Annotated in this window: 16 protein-coding genes; 10 read left to right on the plus strand and 6 right to left on the minus strand. The window is 66.7% G+C overall.

The window, feature by feature from the left end; translation table 11 throughout:
* The first annotated feature begins 36 nt into the window (after positions 1-36).
* From ACUXH0_RS12510 to ACUXH0_RS12520, 3 genes are read left to right on the plus strand one after another with little or no spacing between them, the layout of a single operon-like run.
* Positions 37-855 carry an enoyl-CoA hydratase/isomerase family protein gene (locus tag ACUXH0_RS12510; RefSeq protein WP_137911006.1) on the plus strand — a complete coding sequence of 273 codons (819 nt, stop codon included), beginning with the start codon at positions 37-39 and terminating at the stop codon, positions 853-855.
* A 56-nt stretch (positions 856-911) separates the two neighbouring features.
* A complete protein-coding gene (locus tag ACUXH0_RS12515; protein WP_137911007.1) occupies positions 912-1,805 on the plus strand; it encodes a PhaM family polyhydroxyalkanoate granule multifunctional regulatory protein in 894 nt (297 codons plus the stop codon).
* A gap of 3 nt (positions 1,806-1,808) precedes the next feature.
* Positions 1,809-2,993 (plus strand): patatin-like phospholipase family protein, encoded by a 1,185-nt coding sequence (locus ACUXH0_RS12520; RefSeq protein ID WP_009277188.1) that lies wholly within the window; start codon positions 1,809-1,811, stop codon positions 2,991-2,993.
* On the opposite strand, the gene ACUXH0_RS12525 is transcribed toward ACUXH0_RS12520, so the two are convergent.
* The gene (locus ACUXH0_RS12525; RefSeq protein ID WP_137911008.1) at positions 2,994-3,689 is read right to left on the minus strand and encodes a glutathione peroxidase; all 696 of its coding nucleotides are present in this window, start codon (positions 3,687-3,689) and stop codon (positions 2,994-2,996) included.
* A gap of 405 nt (positions 3,690-4,094) precedes the next feature.
* Here ACUXH0_RS12525 and ACUXH0_RS12530 point away from each other — a divergent pair, with 405 nt between their 5' ends.
* On the plus strand, positions 4,095-4,949 hold the full coding sequence (locus tag ACUXH0_RS12530) for a ferritin (protein ID WP_004633768.1): 855 nt from the start codon (positions 4,095-4,097) through the stop codon (positions 4,947-4,949).
* Between the two features lie 74 nt (positions 4,950-5,023).
* Positions 5,024-5,521, plus strand: coding sequence for a D-glycero-beta-D-manno-heptose 1-phosphate adenylyltransferase (gene rfaE2, locus ACUXH0_RS12535; protein WP_009239233.1), 498 nt, complete (start codon positions 5,024-5,026; stop codon positions 5,519-5,521).
* A 4-nt stretch (positions 5,522-5,525) separates the two neighbouring features.
* On the opposite strand, the gene ACUXH0_RS12540 is transcribed toward rfaE2, so the two are convergent.
* From ACUXH0_RS12540 to ACUXH0_RS12550, 3 genes are all read right to left on the minus strand, one after another.
* A complete protein-coding gene (locus ACUXH0_RS12540) occupies positions 5,526-6,311 on the minus strand; it encodes an SPOR domain-containing protein (protein WP_009239232.1) in 786 nt (261 codons plus the stop codon).
* 102 nt (positions 6,312-6,413) lie between these two features.
* Positions 6,414-7,295, minus strand: coding sequence for a type III pantothenate kinase (locus tag ACUXH0_RS12545; RefSeq protein WP_182594066.1), 882 nt, complete (start codon positions 7,293-7,295; stop codon positions 6,414-6,416).
* Positions 7,292-8,173, minus strand: coding sequence for a biotin--[acetyl-CoA-carboxylase] ligase (locus tag ACUXH0_RS12550; RefSeq protein WP_182594065.1), 882 nt, complete (start codon positions 8,171-8,173; stop codon positions 7,292-7,294). Before ACUXH0_RS12550 ends, ACUXH0_RS12545 begins: the two co-directional genes overlap by 4 nt.
* Before the next feature lie 185 nt (positions 8,174-8,358).
* Here ACUXH0_RS12550 and ACUXH0_RS12555 point away from each other — a divergent pair, with 185 nt between their 5' ends.
* Genes ACUXH0_RS12555 through ACUXH0_RS12575 form a run of 5 tightly spaced genes read left to right on the plus strand, consistent with a single transcriptional unit; the run spans position 8,359 to position 13,305 of the window.
* Positions 8,359-9,483, plus strand: coding sequence for an MlaE family ABC transporter permease (locus ACUXH0_RS12555; RefSeq protein WP_004633779.1), 1,125 nt, complete (start codon positions 8,359-8,361; stop codon positions 9,481-9,483).
* Positions 9,480-10,358, plus strand: coding sequence for an ABC transporter ATP-binding protein (locus ACUXH0_RS12560; RefSeq protein ID WP_009239229.1), 879 nt, complete (start codon positions 9,480-9,482; stop codon positions 10,356-10,358). The genes ACUXH0_RS12555 and ACUXH0_RS12560 overlap by 4 nt, the downstream gene beginning before the upstream one ends.
* Complete coding sequence (locus tag ACUXH0_RS12565) at positions 10,358-11,326, plus strand: MlaD family protein (RefSeq protein WP_004633784.1); 969 nt, start codon at positions 10,358-10,360, stop codon at positions 11,324-11,326. Before ACUXH0_RS12560 ends, ACUXH0_RS12565 begins: the two co-directional genes overlap by 1 nt.
* Before the next feature lie 9 nt (positions 11,327-11,335).
* Positions 11,336-12,001, plus strand: coding sequence for an ABC-type transport auxiliary lipoprotein family protein (locus ACUXH0_RS12570; protein WP_009239227.1), 666 nt, complete (start codon positions 11,336-11,338; stop codon positions 11,999-12,001).
* Positions 12,002-12,039: 38 nt separating this feature from the next.
* Positions 12,040-13,305 carry a VanZ family protein gene (locus ACUXH0_RS12575; RefSeq protein ID WP_182594115.1) on the plus strand — a complete coding sequence of 422 codons (1,266 nt, stop codon included), beginning with the start codon at positions 12,040-12,042 and terminating at the stop codon, positions 13,303-13,305.
* Here the strand turns inward: ACUXH0_RS12575 and ACUXH0_RS12580 are convergent.
* Together ACUXH0_RS12580 and ACUXH0_RS12585 are read right to left on the minus strand one after the other, a co-directional pair.
* Entirely contained in the window at positions 13,293-14,537 is a 1,245-nt protein-coding gene (locus ACUXH0_RS12580; protein WP_182594064.1) for a rhizoferrin export MFS transporter, read from the minus strand. The genes ACUXH0_RS12575 and ACUXH0_RS12580 overlap by 13 nt on opposite strands.
* The gene (locus ACUXH0_RS12585) at positions 14,534-16,501 is read right to left on the minus strand and encodes an NRPS-independent rhizoferrin synthetase (protein WP_182594063.1); all 1,968 of its coding nucleotides are present in this window, start codon (positions 16,499-16,501) and stop codon (positions 14,534-14,536) included. Before ACUXH0_RS12585 ends, ACUXH0_RS12580 begins: the two co-directional genes overlap by 4 nt.
* Positions 16,502-16,513 lie beyond the last annotated feature (12 nt).

Here is a 16,513-nt window from a genome sequence, read left to right on the forward strand (position 1 = left end):
CTCATCCGCTATGCTTGAACCATTACCTTGGACGCCATGACCTCGCTCGCCCCCCGCTTTGCCCGCTACCAGGCGCTGACGCTCATCCAGCACGGCCCCATCCTCGAAATCGTGATGGGCGCGGCGCAGTCGGCCAACCGCAAGCTGTCCACGGCCGATGCCGGCCTGCACCGCGAACTGGCGGAAATCTGGCGCGATGTGTCCGCCGAGCCCTCCGTGCGCGTCGCGCTCATCCGCGGTGAGGGCAAGGGCTTCTCGGCTGGCGGCGATCTGCACCTCGTCGAGCAGATGGCTGATGACTTTGACGTGCGCACGCGCGTCTGGCACGAGGCGCGCGACCTTGTCTACAACGTCATCAACTGCGACAAGCCGATTGTCAGCGCCATGCACGGCCCGGCCGTGGGGGCAGGGCTCGTTGCCGGATTGCTGGCCGATATTTCGATCGCCGCGAAGGACGCCCGCATCGTCGACGGCCACACGCGCCTGGGCGTGGCGGCGGGCGACCATGCGGCCATTGTCTGGCCGTTGTTGTGTGGTATGGCCAAGGCCAAGTATTACCTGCTGCTGTGCGAGTCCATGACCGGCGAAGAGGCCGAGCGCATTGGGCTGATTTCGCTGGCCGTGCCGGAATCGGAACTCGTCAACCGCGCATTCGAGGTCGCCGAGCGCTTGGCGGCGGGTTCGCAGACGGCCATCCGGTGGACCAAGTACGCGCTGAACAACTGGTTGCGCATGGCGGGCCCGAGTTTTGATACGTCGCTGGCGCTTGAATTCATGGGTTTTGCGGGCCCCGACGTGCGCGAGGGCATTGCGAGCCTGCGCCAGAAGCGTCCGCCCACGTTTGATGGCGCCTGATTGAAGATGAAAACACGCATGCGCGTCCGACCCCAGACCGATTTGTAGGAGACACCATGTTCACCCAGATGCCCAATTTTGCCGAAGGCGGTTTCGATTTCCTGCGCAAGCTGTGGGGCGGCGGCTTTGCCGGGATGGCCGGTGGCGGCATGCCCAACATGGCGAGCTTTGCCGCGCCGCCGATGGACCTTGAGGAAATCGACAAGCGTATCCACGACCTGCGCGCGGTGGAGAGTTGGCTGCAACTGAACGCCAGCCTGCTGCGTACGGCAATTCAGGGCCTGGAGGTGCAGCGCGCCACGTTGGTGGCCTTGCAGACGTTCGGCTCCGCACTGTCGCCCGAGGCCATGAAGTCTGCGTTCGACGGCCTGACGCCGAGCGCGTCGTCGTCTTCATCTTCGTCGTCTTCCGGCGAGGAATCCCAACCTGTCTGGCCCCACACCGCCGCCACAGCCAAGCCGGACGACGAACCGCCGCCCGAAGACGAGGACGAGGCGGAAGAAGACACGGACGACGATCAGGCCGAAGCCCGCGCCGAGGCTGCCCACGCTCAGGCACAGGCCGCTGCGCAGGCGCAAGCGGCCGCACGCGCCGCCGCGGCTGCGCTGGACCCCTCGCCGTGGTGGAACATGCTGCAGCAGCAGTTCAACCAGATCGCCAGCTCTGCCGCCGCCGCCATGCCGATGCCGCAGAACCTGATGCCGGGCTTCCCGGGCGGCTTCCCCGGGTTTGGCGGCGCCCCGGGCGCGGAAGGGCTCGATGCGGCGCCGGAAGACATCGAAGAGCCGACAGCGCCAGCCAAGCCCAAGCGCGCTGCCGCCAAGGCCACGCCGAAGCCGGCCGCCAAGGCGTCTGCAGGGCGCACAGCCAAGCCGGCCACCAAGAAGACTGCTGCCAAGAAAGCGCCGGCGAAATCTGCGCCGCGCAAGCCCACCAACGACACCCCCTGATCGATGTCGACAGACTGCACTGCACTCTTGATGATGGGCGGCGGTGCGCGTGCCGCCTATCAGGTCGGAGTGCTGCGCGGCATCGCGGGGTTGGCGCGCGAGTATGCGCCGGGCGTGGCACGTACGCCGTTCGACGTCATTTGCGGGACATCGGCGGGTGCGATCAACAGTCTGGGCTTGGCCCGCGGCGCGCAGGATTTCACGCTTGCCACCGAGGCGCTCACCCAGCTCTGGGGCACCCTGCATGCCGATCGTGTCTATCGCACGGACGTCGGCCGCGTGGGCTCCAGCGGCGCGCGCTGGCTGACCGCGCTGGCGTTCGGCTGGATGACTGGCCACACGCCGCGCGCCCTGTTCGACAACACGCCGCTGCGCGAGCTGCTCGAATCGCAACACGACGGCGAGCAGGTGCAGGCCGCCTTCGACGCTGGAGCGCTGCGCGCGCTGGCCATTACTGCGCTGTCATACACTACCGGGCGCCACGTCACGTTCTATCAATCGCCGCATGTCGTGCTGCCGTGGCGGCGGTCGCAGCGGATTGCGGTGTCGGACGAGATCGGCGTGTCGCACATGCTGGCGTCGTCGAGCATCCCGTTCGTCTTCCCGGCAGAGCCGGTGCCGCTCGAAGGTAACGACGAATGGTTCGGCGACGGCACGATGCGCCAGATGTCGCCGTTGAGCCCCGCCATTCATCTGGGCGCGAATCGCATTCTGGTGGTGGGCGCCGCGTCCCGCTCGCAGCCGGGCTGGTACGACACGGTGCCGGCGTCCGGGTATCCGTCGCTTGCGCAGATTGCGGGGCAGGCGCTGGCAAGCATCTTCCTCGACGGGCTTTCGGCCGATATCGAGCGGCTGCAGCACGTCAACGCCATGGTGGCCCGAAACCCCGAGATTGCCGACGCGCGCGACGGCTGGCGCAAGATCGAAGTGCTGGTGATGGCGCCGTCCGAGCGCATCGAACTGATTGCCTCGCGCCACGTGCAGCGCCTGCCTGGCACGGTGCGCGCGCTGCTCAAGCCGCTGGGCGGCACCGAGGCGCGCGGGGCGGCATTTGCGAGCTATCTGCTCTTCGAACCCGAGTTCACGCAGGAACTGATCGACCTGGGCGAGCGCGATGTGCAGGCCCGCCGCGACGAACTGGCCGCGTTCCTGTACGGCGCGATTCCGGACACGATGCGCGCAGCCTGATCAGCGGGACGAGCGGGTCGATGGTTCAGCCAGCAGTGCGTCGATGCGTTTAATGAGCGCTGGGTCGCTCGGCTCGACACTGCTGGGGAACACTGCCGCCACGCGGCCGGTGCGGTCCAGCAGGTATTTGTGGAAGTTCCACTTGGGCGGCTGGCCCGTCTGCGTCGCGAGCCACGCATACAGCGGCGATGCGCCCGCACCCACCACTGCCGTCTTCGAGAACATCGGGAATTTCACGCCGTACGTGTTGTAGCAAAAGTCGGCGATCTGCTTGCTGTTGCCGGGTTCCTGCTGAAAGTCATTGGACGGAAAGCCCAGCACCGTCAGCCCCTTGTCGCGATACTTTGCGTACAGCGCTTCGAGCCCTTCGTACTGATGCGTGTAGCCGCAATAGCTGGCGGTGTTGACCACCAGCACGACGCGGCCGGCGTACTGGCAAAGGTCTTGCGGCGCATCGTCCTGCAGGCGCTTGACGCGAAAATTCAGGTTGGCGGGGCAGGCGCCCGTGGTGGTCGGGGTTTGTGCAGCCGGTGCGACGCCGGCCGTAACAGCATGCCCCGTGCGCGGCAGCAGCAACGCGATGACGGTAATGGCAATCGCAATGGCGATCATCAGCAGATGGTGCCGACGCAGCACACCCGACGCGTGCAATTGCAGGCGCGGGCGACGCATGGAAACGGTGGCGGGAAACAACATGGGGAATCTCCAAAAGCGGACGCTCAGCCGGCGAACCGGAGTGTGTCTTCAGTTTAGGGTATAACGCCCCGGGGTCGCACCGGGTGAAATGTGCGTTATGCGTTGCATATCCCTCGCCGCACGGCTTGCAGCGCTTCCTATACTGAAGAACTCGCCGGGTGGTAGTCCGGTCCGATACAAAAGACGGCAGCCTGCGTGCTGCCGATCACATCGCGGCGTACCGCGAGACAACGCGCGACTGTATCGCGCGTGAGGGGGTCGCCGGGCCATGTTGCAACCGTGGCCGCGGCGGGCCTGTTGTGACGAGGAAACGGGCAGACCGAGAACTTTGCTCCGGCAACCCCGAAAATCGGGGGCTGGTCAAGCATGTCTGCTAGAATCCGCCTGCAAATTCAAAGGCTTACCATGCTCTATCCCGAATTGTTCAAGTCGTTGGAAGCGGTCCGCTGGAATATGGAAAAGGATATTCCGTGGGACACGTTCGATGCGTCGCTGCTGACCGACGCGCAAGCGCAGACCATCAAGATGAATGCCATCACCGAGTGGTCAGCCCTACCGGCCACCGAGATGTTCCTGCGTGACAATCGTCACGACTCCGATTTTTCGGCGTTCATGAGCGTGTGGTTCTTTGAAGAGCAGAAGCATTCGCTGGTGCTGATGGAGTATCTGCGCCGCTTCCGCCCGGACCTCGTGCCGACCGAAGAAGAGCTGCACAACGTGCGCTTTGAATTCGATCCGGCCCCGCCGCTGGAAACGCTGATGCTCCACTTCTGCGGTGAAATCCGTCTGAACCACTGGTACCGCCGTGCCTCCGAATGGCACACCGAGCCGGTCATCAAGGCGATCTACAAGCATCTGTCGCAGGACGAAGCCCGCCACGGCGGCGCCTACCTGCGCTACATGAAGAAATACCTCGGCCAGTTCGGCGACAGCGCGCGCAGCGCATTCGCCAAGATCGGCGTGCTGATGGCCTCGGCGCGTCGCACCGAAAAGCCGCTCCACCCGACCAACCTGCACGTGAACAAGGCGCTGTTCCCGCAAGACACCGTGCAGTCGCGCCTGCCGAACCCGGATTGGCTGGAGCACTGGCTTGACGAGCAGATCAAGTTCGACGCCGGCTGGGAAAAGAAGGTCATCGAGCGCATCCTGCACAACATGGGTCTGCTGTTCGAGCGCACCTTCGAAACCGTGCAAGACCTGAACCGCTACCGCAAGGAACTGAACGCACGTCTGCTCGGCTCGGCCGAACAAGCTGCCTGATCCTTGCCATTGGCAGCAAGCGGCCCATCGATTCGATGGGCCGTTTTGTTTTCCACCCCGATTTCGGATCCACCATGACCGCTCGCCAGCCCGCGCCCGCCTTTGAGCAGAAGATCTGCGACTCCGCCGATGTGCAAGCCCGCGTGCGTGCCTTGCCGCGCCCGCTGGTCTTCACCAACGGGGTGTTCGACATCCTGCATCGCGGTCACGCCACGTATCTGGCGCAGGCGCGTGCGTTGGGCGCGTCGCTCGTGGTGGGCGTGAACACCGATGCCTCGGTGCGGATGCTGGGCAAGGGCGACGACCGCCCGCTCAATACGCAAGACGATCGCCTGGCCGTGTTGGCCGCGCTGGAAGCGGTGAGTCTGGTGGTGTTGTTTGCCGAGCGAACCCCGGTCGAACTCATCCAGCGCGTGCGCCCCGACATCTACGTGAAGGGCGGCGATTACGACATCGATGCGCTGGAAGAAACGCGCGTGGTGCGTAGCTGGGGTGGCACGGCGCTGGCGATTCCGTTCGAGCACGACCGCTCGACGACGGCGCTGCTCAAGCGCGTGCGCGCGACGTCCTGACTGCTTAGCGCGATGCAGTGACTGCCGCGCATGCGTGCAGGTCTTCTGCGCCCAGGGTTTTCTTGAGCGCGGCAAGTTGGGCTGCGACGCCCGAAGCCGCATCGGCGGTAGCGCTCACGCGAAGCGAGGTCTGCGAGCCAAGCCGGCGCGTTTGCGTGACCACGGCGGTGCGCACGTCCTTGGCTCGCAGTTCGTCCAGACGCTGCTGCGCGCGCTCCTTGTCGCGAAACAGACCCAGCGACACCACAAACGTATTGGCTTCCTGCACGATGGCTGAATCCGCCACGTTGCGGCGCTTGAGTTCGGCCACCTTGCGCTCGGCGTCGTCGCGTGTGTCGCGGGCCGGCATGTGGACCCACCAGCGGTTGTCTTCCTGGCGCGTGATGCGCTCGACCTGCACGCCCGCCAGTTGCTTGAGCTGATCGATGCCGCGCGTGGCTTGGGCTTCGGTCAGGCCGCCCAACTCGGTGCAACTGCCGCCGCTTTCAGCGATGGCAGCGGTGGTCAGAGCCGCAGGCTCGATGTTGGCTTGCGAGCCCGATGCGGCTGGTGCGGAACCAGCGGGCGACGACCCCGGCGCCGATTTGGGTACGCCTGCGGCCGGTGCAGCAGCGGGTGCGGGTTCGAGAATACGGATCTCTTCGGTGCGGATCTGGCGGCGCATGCGATCGGGCTCGCGCTCGCTCTCGAACCACGCCTTGGACACTTCCGGTCCGAACACGCCGGTATTGGCCGCGAGCAGAACGCCGTTGACGAGCAGCAGGATCAGCAGGGCGAGGCGAAGCGTCATGGTGCGAACGGACGTGGATTCGGACGGGGGCTCGGAATGCAGGAACACAGCGGCAACAACGATAAGACGTCAGATGGGAAACTGCAGCCCGGCCGACTGAGGCTAGGCCAGCGTCGCGGCGCCTTCCCGGCGCGCGCGCGCCAGCACCTGCAGGCCGAGCAGCACGAGATTATCGTGCATCTGGAACGGCATGCGCAGATGCGGCCCCAGTGCGGCGCGCGCCCCGCCGCTCAGCACGCAGCGTGCCGGGCCGGGGTATTGCTTCTGCAGTGCCTGCCACGTCTGTGCAATTGCACCTGCCTGGGCGATGACGCAGCCCAGCGCGATGGCGTCCTGCGTATTGTCGGCCCAGGGCGGCGCCACAACGTCGCCCGCGCTCAGGTAGCCGACGTCCACTTCGGGCAACTGCGCCGTGTTGCGTGACAACGCGCGCATCATCAATGTGAGGCCGGGCAGGATCAGGCCGCCGGCAAACAGGCCATCGGGTGTGACGATGTCGAGCGTGGTGGCCGTGCCGGCCGTCACGAGCAGCAGGGCGGTGTCGGGCCACAGATGGCGTGCACCGACCGCACCGATCCACCGGTCGGTGCCGAGTTGCGTTGGGTCGCGATACCCATTGCGCAGGCCGGCGGTGGTGTCTTCCGATGCCGCAATGCTCACGCGCGCTCCGTCGAACACGCGGGCGATGCGTGCGGTGAGCGCATCGCGCAGTGCGGGGCCAGCCACCGCGCTGATCCATACCTCGGGCGGCGCAACGCCGGAGGCGTGGCAATCGCGCCAGTCTTCCACCAGCTCGGCCAATCGATCATGCGCGCGGGCGCCGGCATGCTGCCAGGGCGTGCCGCCGGGTTCCTCGGGCAGCGCGGGTTCGGCATCGGCACCGCCGGCAATCCACGCCCATTTGATGCGCGTGTTCCCTGCGTCGATCAGCAAGAGCGGACGGGCGGGGGCGGCGTGCGCGGCGGACACCTTCAGGCGCGTCATGGCTGCTCCGCATCTGCGCTGCGCAAGGAGACCTCGCCGCTGTGAATCCACTGCACACGTCCGCCCGATTCAATCGCCAGGCGGCCTTGTGCGTCGATGCCATGCGCCACGCCTTCGAGCACCACGGTGCCGTCCTGCCACAGGCGCACGCGCTCGCCGGCAAAGGCATCGCGGGCCGCAAACGGCGCAACGAACGGCGCCAGGCCCTGTAAGCCGAAGCGCTGCAGGTGCTCACCCAGCGATGTGAGCAGCGCCGAAAACACGGCGTTCGCCTCCGGCGCATCCACCAGTTCTTCCACGCCCGACAGGCCCCGGCCGAGCGTGGTTTCCAGCACGTGCGGCCGTTCCAGGTTCAGGCCGATGCCGATGACGGTCCAGGTCCGGCCCGGCGCTGTCCGCACGGTCTCGACCAGGATGCCGGCCAGCTTGCGCCCGGCGATCTGCACATCGTTGGGCCACTTGAGGCTGAGGGCCTGTCCGCTGCCGCCGCGGGCTTCCGCGTACCCAGCCACGGCCTCAACCACGGCCACGCCCACAGCGAGGCTCAGTCCGCCGAGCTGCGCGGGCTCACCCGCAAAGGCGCAGGCGATGGAGAAGGTCAAACCGTGGTCGCCATCCCACGGGCGGCCCTGTCGGCCGCGTCCTGCGGTCTGGCGTTGCGCGGCCAGCACACGCGCGCCCACGAGCGGCGCGTTGCCGGCATGGGCGGGCGTCGCCGTGTAGGCAGGCCACGTGGCATCGCGCACGGCGGCCATCAGATCGGCGTTGGTGGAGCCGGTGGCCTCGACCACATCGACGGGCCAGCCGGCAGCCGGGCCGCTGGGCTGGATACGCTCGCGCGCAAGGCGCCACCCCGCGGAGGGTTCGGCAAGAGACATAAAGATGGGCGATCAGGTTCGCGCTAAGAATGCGCGCATTGTACGAGCGGTGCCGCAAACACGGGTCTGGTGCTTGCTTCAAGCGACGCAAAGGCCTCACAGTGTGGCAGCCAGTGTGACAGTGTTTGGCGACGCGTTGGCTACAATTCGACCGATAGCCGGCATCACCGCTTACGGAGACCCGTTTGATCACCTTCCGTACACCGCAGCTTGAGGTGCGCGTTGTCGATGGACGCTCCGTCGCCTTTCTCTCTGGCGACTGGACCACGCTTGCCCTGGCCGAACGCGCCGGCGTGCGCAGCGCCCGCCAGCAGATCCGCGCCGGGCTGGACAACGCCAACGCATGGTGCCTGACCGAAGTCGGCCGTATCGACCACTTTGGCGCGCAACTGCTCTGGCGTGCCTGGGGCAATCAGTGGCCCGAACATCTGGATGCCCGGCCCGACCAGCGCCGCATGCTCGATCGTGTTGCCAAGCTCGACCCCGGCGGCTGGAAGCAGCGCCTGGCGCCCCGCATGAACCCCGTGGCGATCCTCGGCGAGGGCATGCTCGATTTTTTCGATCACGCGGGCAATGGCATCGCCATGGTCGGCCAGCTCGTGTTCGACCTGGGCAGGTTCGTGCGCGCGCCGCATCGCGGGCCGTGGCGCGAGATCTCCGCCAACATCTACAGCACGGGCTACAAGGCGCTGGGCATCACCGCGCTGGTGGGCTTCCTGATCGGCATCGTGCTCAGCTACCTGTCGGCCAACCAGTTGCGCGTATTCGGGGCCAGCATCTTCATCGTCAACATTTTGGGGATGGCCATCATTCGGGAGCTCGGGCCGGTGCTGGCGGCGATTCTGGTGGCTGGGCGTTCGGGTTCAGCCATCACTGCGCAGATCGGCGTGATGCGCGTGACCGAAGAGCTGGATGCGATGCGCGTGATGGGCATCTCGCACGGTTTCCGCCTGATCCTGCCCAAGGTGATTGCGCTGGCGATCGCCATGCCGCTGCTGGTGGCGTGGACGGATCTACTCGCGCTGGCGGGCGGTATTCTCGCGGCCAAGTTCCAGCTCGACATCAGCCCGACGTATTTCATCACCTCGTTGCCCGATGCTGTGCCGGTGGCCAACCTGTGGCTCGGCATTGGCAAGGGCGTGGTGTTTGGCATGCTGATCGCGCTGGTGGCCTGCCACTTCGGCCTGCGCATCCAGCCCAACACGCAGAGCCTGGGCGAGGGCACGACGACGTCCGTCGTGGTGTCGATCACCATCGTCATCCTGGCAGACGCGGTGTTTGCCATCCTCTTCAAGGACGTCGGGATATGACGCGGCCCCGCCATCCTCACATCAAGCACGCAGCGGAACCGGCGGCAATTACGCCCGCGCGCGAACGCGTGATCGAGATGCGCAACGTCACCAAGCGCTACGGCAAGGTGACCGTGCTCGACAACATCGATCTGGACGTATTTCGCGGCGAGGTGCTTTCCATCGTGGGCGGTTCGGGAAGCGGCAAGACGACATTGCTGCGCCAGGTGGTGGGGCTGGAGAAACCCTCCTCGGGCACGATCCACATCTTTGGCGAAGAGCTGACCTGCCAGGTGGGCAACGATCTGCAGTCGATGCGTAACCGCTGGGGCATGCAGTTCCAGCACGGTGCGCTCTTCTCGGCGCTGTCCGTGATCGACAACGTGGCGTTGCCGATGCGCGAATTGCGCACACTGCCCGACGCGTTCATCCAGCGCGTGGCGATGCTCAAGCTCCAGATGGTGGGGCTCAAATCCACCGATGCCGACAAGATGCCGTCGGACCTGTCGGGCGGCATGATCAAGCGCGTGGCGCTCGCGCGGGCGTTGTCGCTGGAGCCGGAGCTGGTGTTTCTGGACGAGCCGACCGCCGGGCTGGACCCGCGCGCGTCGGACGATTACGTCGCGCTCATCCGCGAGTTGCGCCAGGAACTGGGCCTGACCGTGGTGATGGTGACGCACGATCTCGACACCCTGGTGGCGCTGTCCGACCGCATTGCGGTGCTGGCGGATCGCAAGGTGGTGGCGGCCAAGCCGCTGGACCAGATCATTCAGATTGATCATCCGTTCATCAAGGAGTATTTCCTGGGTGAGCGGGGCAAACGGGCCCTGTTGGCGCTGGGCTCGCAGATGACGGAGGCGGTGGCTGCAGCCTCGCTTTCGACGCAGGAGGATTGATGGAAAACAAAGCCCACGCATTCCTGGCCGGGCTGTTTACGATCGGGCTGATCATCTTCATCGGCCTGGCCGTCATGTGGTTCAACCGAGACCAGACCGTGCGCTTGCCGTACGACGTGGTCACGCGTTCGACCGTCAACGGGCTGAATCCGCAGGCTTCCGTGAAATACCGCGGCCTGGACGTCGGCAAGGTCGACAGCATCCGCTTTGACGACAAGGTGCCAGGGCAGATCGTGGTGCGCGTGCTGGTCGACAAGGATGCGCCCATCACCACGACCACGTACGGCCGGCTGGCCTATCAGGGCGTGACGGGCCTCGCCTATGTGCAGCTCGACGACCGCGGCTTTGACAACAGCAAGCGCGCGCCCAGTCCTGTGCGCCTGGCCACGTCGGACAAAGACCCTGCCCGCATCCGCATGGAAGCCGGCTTCCTCGACGAGCTGGACAAGCGCGGCGACCAGATGCTCTCCAAGCTCGATCAGACGCTGAACTCGCTGTCGATCATGTTTGACGACGAGCACCGCCAGCAGGTCACGGCGTCGCTGCAATCGTTCCAGAAGACGATGGACGCCTACAGCACGCTCGCACAGCAGGCCGAGCCGACGATGCGCCGCCTGCCGCAGATTGCCGACAACCTTGATTCCACGCTGGTGGCCACGCGCAAGCTCACGCAGTCGCTGTCCGACCCGAAGGGGCCGTTGATGTCGACGCTCTCGGGCGCCGGGACGGATCTGACGGCGGCAACGCAGTCGATGCAATCCGCCGCCAATGTGCTGACCTACGAAACGCTGCCGCAGCTCAATGGCTTTGCACGCGAGGCCCGCCAGGCCGTGCGCGGATTCGACCATGCCGTGACCGACTTCAACGCCCGGCCGCAAAGCGTGCTGTTTGGCCCCGCACCCGGCGCGCCCGGCCCCGGTGAAACCGGCTTCACCGCGCCCGCCGCCCGCGCTTCGGCTCAGCCCTGAGGAGATTCCATGCCGATGTTGTCCGCTGTGTTCCGCCGCGCGTGCGCGCTGCCTGCCCTGATGGCGCTATCGCTCCTGGCAGCTTGCTCCAGCGCGCCGGTGGCGCCCGCCGCCCTCTATGACTTTGGACTCGCGCCTGCCGCAAGCGCTGGCGCGCGCCTGCCCACCGCCTTGCGCGTGGCCGACGTGGCCGGCCCGGGCTGGATGGACGGCAACGCCATCTATTACCGCCTCGCCTATGCGCAAGGCCAGCGTACCGACGCCTACGCCAACAGCCGCTGGGTGGAATCGCCCGTGAGTCTGTTCGATGCCCGTTTGCGCAATGCGGCGGCAGGGCGCGGCCAGGTGATCGGCTATCCCACGCCCGATGTGCCGAGCCTGCGTGTCGAGCTGGTCGATTTTTCACAGGTATTCGACAGGCCCGATGCCAGCCGCGGCGTGGTGCGCCTGCGTGCAACCGTGTCACTGGCGCGCGGTGTGATCGACCAGCGCGTGGTACAGGCTGACGCGCCGGCCCCGAGCCCGGACGCTGCAGGCGGCGTGGCCGCCCTCACGCAGGCATCGGACAAGGCCATCGGCGAGGTGCTCGACTGGGTGGCGGGCCTGCCGCTCGCGGCGTCCGCCTCTTCGACACCGGCAACGCCCGGCGCTGCACTTGGCACGCGCCGGCGCTAATACCGCCACCTCTGAACCGGATGGAGGAACCATCCGTGATGCGCGGCATCGGACGCTATGATGGACTGTTTTTTCCGGCCACGTCCGCTCCTCTTTCTAGCTCGCTCCTTCCGGTGACGGACTTCCACGCGCAACCCGCTGCACCCACCCAGCATCGCCACTCGCCGCTTGCGCGCGCCGGGCTGGGGTGGTTCGTGCTGCTGGTCGTCTACGCAAGCCTGTATCCGTTTGCCGGCTGGACAGACACCGGCGTGTCGCCGTTCGCCTTCCTGAGCGCACCGCTGCCGCGCTACAACACCGCCTTCGACATGCTCACCAACGTGTGGGGCTACATGCCGCTGGGCATGCTGACGGTGCTGGCGCTGCACCCGCGCATCACCGGCTGGCGCGCGGTCTTGCTGGCGCTGCTGGCGGGGTTGCTGCTCTCCGGCGCGATGGAGGCGATCCAGACCTATCTGCCCACGCGCGTGTCCTCCAATGTCGATCTGGCGACGAACACGCTGGGCGCCTTGCTGGGCGGCCTCGTCATGTTGCCTTTTGCGGCGCGGCTGATCGACCGCGGCGGGCTGCGCCGCCTGCGCCGCCGGTGGTTCGAGCCACATGCGACCTTTGCCATCCTGCTGATGCTGGTGTGGCCGTTCGCACAGATTTTTCCGCAGGAATTCCTCTTCAGCATGGGCGGAGTGATCCGCAGCATCCTGCTCGATCCATCGCCGGATGCGTTTGTGGTCAATCTCGTTAACGGCTGGTTTCCCGAGCTGTTCGACTGGCAGGACAAGCTGACGGCGCACCCGGAAGCACTGCAGCGCCAGGAACTGCTGGAAGCGCTCATCACCGCCTGCAGCTGGATCGGCACGGGGCTGCTGGCCAGCGTGGCCATGCGCAGCGGTGCGCCCATGCTGCGCCTGCTGGCTGCGCTGCTGGCCGGCGCGCTGCTGGTCAAGGCGGGGGCGACGGTGCTGCAGTTTCCGCTGGGCGGCGCGTGGGACTGGCTTTCGTCCGGCGCGCGTTTCGGGTTGATTGTCGGCTCGCTGGTGCTCGTGCTGCTGGTGCGGCTGCCGCGCTGGTTGCGCGGCGCGCTGGCCATGACGCTGCTGATCGCGCTGATCATCCTGTCCAATGTGCTGCCGCCGAGCCCGTATTCGTGGGTGTCGGCGCAAAGCTGGCGGCTCGGGCGCTTCGTCCATTTCAACAGCCTGTCGCAATGGATCGGCTGGCTGTGGCCGTTTCTGGGCCTCGGCTATCTCGCCTGGCGCGCCGAGCAGACGCAGCTGCAGCGGCGCGCCGGACGTCACGCGCGTTGAGTGCCCGCCGCAGCAGATGCGGGATGCGGTGAGGCAGCGCGCCGCACCGCAATCAGTGCTGCCAGCGCCGCCAGGTACATCGCCGCCATGGCGATAAAACCCGCGCGCCACCCGAACACGCCTGTCGACCAGGCGGCCACGCCCAAGCCGACGAGGGCACCGCCCTTGGCTGCGCTACTACACAATCCCAACGCAAAACCTTGACGATCTTCCGGGCTTGTCTCAGCGACCAGGCTGTTGAGGACCGGCAGCAGGCCGCCAAGGCACAGGCCCCAGGCCAAACGTGCGGCAATGAAGCCGACTTCCTCTTGCGCAAGGCCTTGCCAGAGCGCGGTGACGCCGCATACCGCGGTCAATGCGCACACGCGCCCCAGCGTGACATGCACGGGCAGTCCGGCAAACCGCTTTGCCCACCAGCGCGCAGACAGCGCCAGTGTTGCCGCCGTCGCGCTGTAGGCGAGACCTGCCAGTATCACCGAGCCATGCAGTGTCTCGGTGATGTACGGCGCGAGAAAGCCTTGGGGCATGACGCGCGCCGCCTGCACAGCTACCGTCCCGAGCAACAAGCCGATCACTAGGCCGCTCAAGGGCGCGTGCCGTGATTGCAGCATGTCGGAGGTCGATTTCGACGCGCTGCGCGGGGCGGGGCCGATGCCCGGCAAGCAGAACATCGCCAGCGGAATGCACGCCAGAATCACCACCGCGCCCGCCGTGTTGGCCATCCGGAAGCCCATCCACGAGACGAGCCATGCGCCGACCGGCGGAGCCATGAAGCTGCCGCACGCCGTGACGGTCTGCAGATCGGCGAAGACGCGCCGGCGCATGTCGGCAGGTGCCACGCGCATCGCATAGATCTGTGCGGCTGCCAGAAAGCCGGCCAGCCCGCCTTGCACGGTGCGCGCCAGCAGCACGCTGGCCGCCGAGTCCGCATGGACCGACCACAGCTGCGACGCTGCCAGCGCGATGAGCGCTCGCAAGATCATCGGCTTGGGCCCGACGCGATCAGCCAGGCGGCCCCACCAGGGCGCGGTGACAAGCGTGGCGGCCATCGGCGCGAAGTACGCTGCGCTCGCCACCCACGCGAACGGCACATGCGGCACAGGCGACAGCTCGCGCAGGAACAGTGGCCAGAACGGCCCTGTCATTTCCATCGCGCCCATTGAAAGGGCCTGGATGACGAGGAGCCACCGAATGGCCTCGCGCCACGCGTCCACGGGCGTTGCGGGGCTCATGTCCGAACCGCGTCGGCCAGCGGGTTAGGCAGCGCGGCGTGCATGTCGTCAGACTGGTCGCGCAGGCGCATGCGAACGAACGTCTTGAACGACCATGGCGCTTCGAGCAGCGCGTGACGCTCCTGCTTCCAGGTGTCGGCATCCAGCGCCGAGCGGTTTGCTTCGAACACGACCTGCATGGCGTCATGCCACTGGCGTAGCCCGACGGCGCTACCGTGTTCGGGAAACAGCGCCAGCGCCAGCTCACCGATATGGCACAGCAGGAAGGCGTGGATCAGCTTCTTGCGCGGATTGTCCCGATCGGGATACGTGGTGTGGCCGGCGCGGAACGGCGTGATCGAGAAGCCTTGCGTCTGCAGCGTCGGCAACGCGATCTTCACGTCGCCAAAGTCACGCACCACCAGGCGCACCGGCATACCGGCCTCGTCGATGACGACGAAGGTGTTCTGCTGATGCGCCTCCAAAGCGATGCCGTAACGCAGATACAGGCCGACGATGGCCGGAATGGCGACGTGCAGGTACGCATCGAAAAAGCGCGCAGCCCGCTCGGCGCGCGTGCCGTCGGCCTGGCGCGCCAGCACGGTGTCGAGCAGCAGCGGTGCTGCTGCGTGCGTCATGTCGGCGGTGAAGTCGGGCGTGAAGAGGGTGCCGACCGGCAGCAGCCGTTCGTTGCCGGCAATGCGTGCGGTCGGGTTGTCGCGCACGATCATCGAGAGATGCCGGGCGCGATCGTCGTCGGTGCCGGTCAAATGGATGCCATGGCGCTCCGGCACGATCGACAAGACGCTCGCCAATGCTGCGTCGTTCGCGAGGATGCGTTCCAGCAGGGCGCTCACGCGCGGGCCCATCACCGCCGATTTGGGCGATACGGTGCGCTCAACGCTGGTCAGCCGCATGCTGACCGGCAGCTTGAGCATCGGGCCGCCCGGCGCGTCGGTCGCGGCCACGGTGCGGAATGACATCGTTGGCCGGGCGGCAATGTTGATGTCCGGCAAACGGATCAATTCGCCTGCGGCAAATTCTGCGGCGAAGGTCTCACCGAGTGTCGTGTCGCGCTGCCACGGGTGAACGGGCAGCGGCAGCCACGCTTCGGGCGCAAGCTGGCGCGCCAACAGGGCTTTGCGAAACGCCGCCATGGTCTCCGGGAACGTCGCCGCGAACCAATTGGCGTACGGCTGCACTCCGTCCATCGTCGTGACCTGCAGTCGATGCGCCGCCACCGCCACCACGCCGAGGGGCACCTGTGCCTCGAACTCTGGCGACAGCGCAATCACCTGGTCGGGAGCCAGTCCCAGCCGTGTCTTGTAGGCCGGATGCCACGGGTGGCCGCCGGTGCCCCATTGCTCGGTGCGCGCCAAGGCGTGGGGCGTGCCGTCGCCGCAGAGCAGGGCCAGCGCGTCTTGCCACGCGGCGGTGCGGTGCTCGGCAGCGAGACGTGCGCCCCAGGCGAGTCGATAGGCCTGGCACAGCGTGTCGTTGTCCTGGCTGTTGTCGAGTTCTGCCGCGAGCCGGTCGATGGCGGCGAGGCGATGGGCCTCGGCGGCATCGCCCATGTCCAGCATGGGCGCGAGCCAGTGGAGCAGGGCTGATGGACGTTCAATCGGCGTCGGCGGGCGATCGTGCGCCAGCACAGCGACGTCGCCCGTCAATGTCCAGCTGCCGAGTGCGCCCGGCCGCAAGCCAGTGAAGCGTAACAGCACGCGCTGCTGCCAGATCGGCAGCAACGTCACATCGGCGCGCGTATCGGCGATGAGTCGATCTGCGCTGAGCAGCGCTTCACGAAACAGCGCCTGCAGCAGGCGCGACAGCACCCGGCAGCGTGCCAACTGCTGCGCCGCCGACCAATGTTCGGTCTGCACGCCGGCATCGCGCAGCGCGGGAATGGATTCAAGACGGAGGTTGCCGGCTGCAGCGGCAGCGGATGCGGTTTCGGTGTGGGCGGCGGTATCAGATCGACGTTGCACGAGGGCTCCTAC

The organism is Ralstonia sp. 110700041-2, from assembly GCF_056280165.1.

Excerpts from the sequence above, each read along its gene's own strand:
- ACUXH0_RS12510 (WP_137911006.1), top strand. The coding sequence starts at position 37 with ATGACCTCGCTCGCCCCCCGCTTTGCCCGCTACCAGGCGCTGACGCTC.
- ACUXH0_RS12515 (WP_137911007.1), top strand. The coding sequence starts at position 912 with ATGTTCACCCAGATGCCCAATTTTGCCGAAGGCGGTTTCGATTTCCTG.
- ACUXH0_RS12520 (WP_009277188.1), top strand. The coding sequence starts at position 1,809 with ATGTCGACAGACTGCACTGCACTCTTGATGATGGGCGGCGGTGCGCGT.
- ACUXH0_RS12525 (WP_137911008.1), bottom strand. The coding sequence starts at position 3,689 with ATGTTGTTTCCCGCCACCGTTTCCATGCGTCGCCCGCGCCTGCAATTG.
- ACUXH0_RS12530 (WP_004633768.1), top strand. The coding sequence starts at position 4,095 with ATGCTCTATCCCGAATTGTTCAAGTCGTTGGAAGCGGTCCGCTGGAAT.
- rfaE2 (WP_009239233.1), top strand. The coding sequence starts at position 5,024 with ATGACCGCTCGCCAGCCCGCGCCCGCCTTTGAGCAGAAGATCTGCGAC.
- ACUXH0_RS12540 (WP_009239232.1), bottom strand. The coding sequence starts at position 6,311 with ATGACGCTTCGCCTCGCCCTGCTGATCCTGCTGCTCGTCAACGGCGTT.
- ACUXH0_RS12545 (WP_182594066.1), bottom strand. The coding sequence starts at position 7,295 with ATGACGCGCCTGAAGGTGTCCGCCGCGCACGCCGCCCCCGCCCGTCCG.
- ACUXH0_RS12550 (WP_182594065.1), bottom strand. The coding sequence starts at position 8,173 with ATGTCTCTTGCCGAACCCTCCGCGGGGTGGCGCCTTGCGCGCGAGCGT.
- ACUXH0_RS12560 (WP_009239229.1), top strand. The coding sequence starts at position 9,480 with ATGACGCGGCCCCGCCATCCTCACATCAAGCACGCAGCGGAACCGGCG.
- ACUXH0_RS12565 (WP_004633784.1), top strand. The coding sequence starts at position 10,358 with ATGGAAAACAAAGCCCACGCATTCCTGGCCGGGCTGTTTACGATCGGG.
- ACUXH0_RS12570 (WP_009239227.1), top strand. The coding sequence starts at position 11,336 with ATGCCGATGTTGTCCGCTGTGTTCCGCCGCGCGTGCGCGCTGCCTGCC.
- ACUXH0_RS12575 (WP_182594115.1), top strand. The coding sequence starts at position 12,040 with ATGCGCGGCATCGGACGCTATGATGGACTGTTTTTTCCGGCCACGTCC.
- ACUXH0_RS12580 (WP_182594064.1), bottom strand. The coding sequence starts at position 14,537 with ATGAGCCCCGCAACGCCCGTGGACGCGTGGCGCGAGGCCATTCGGTGG.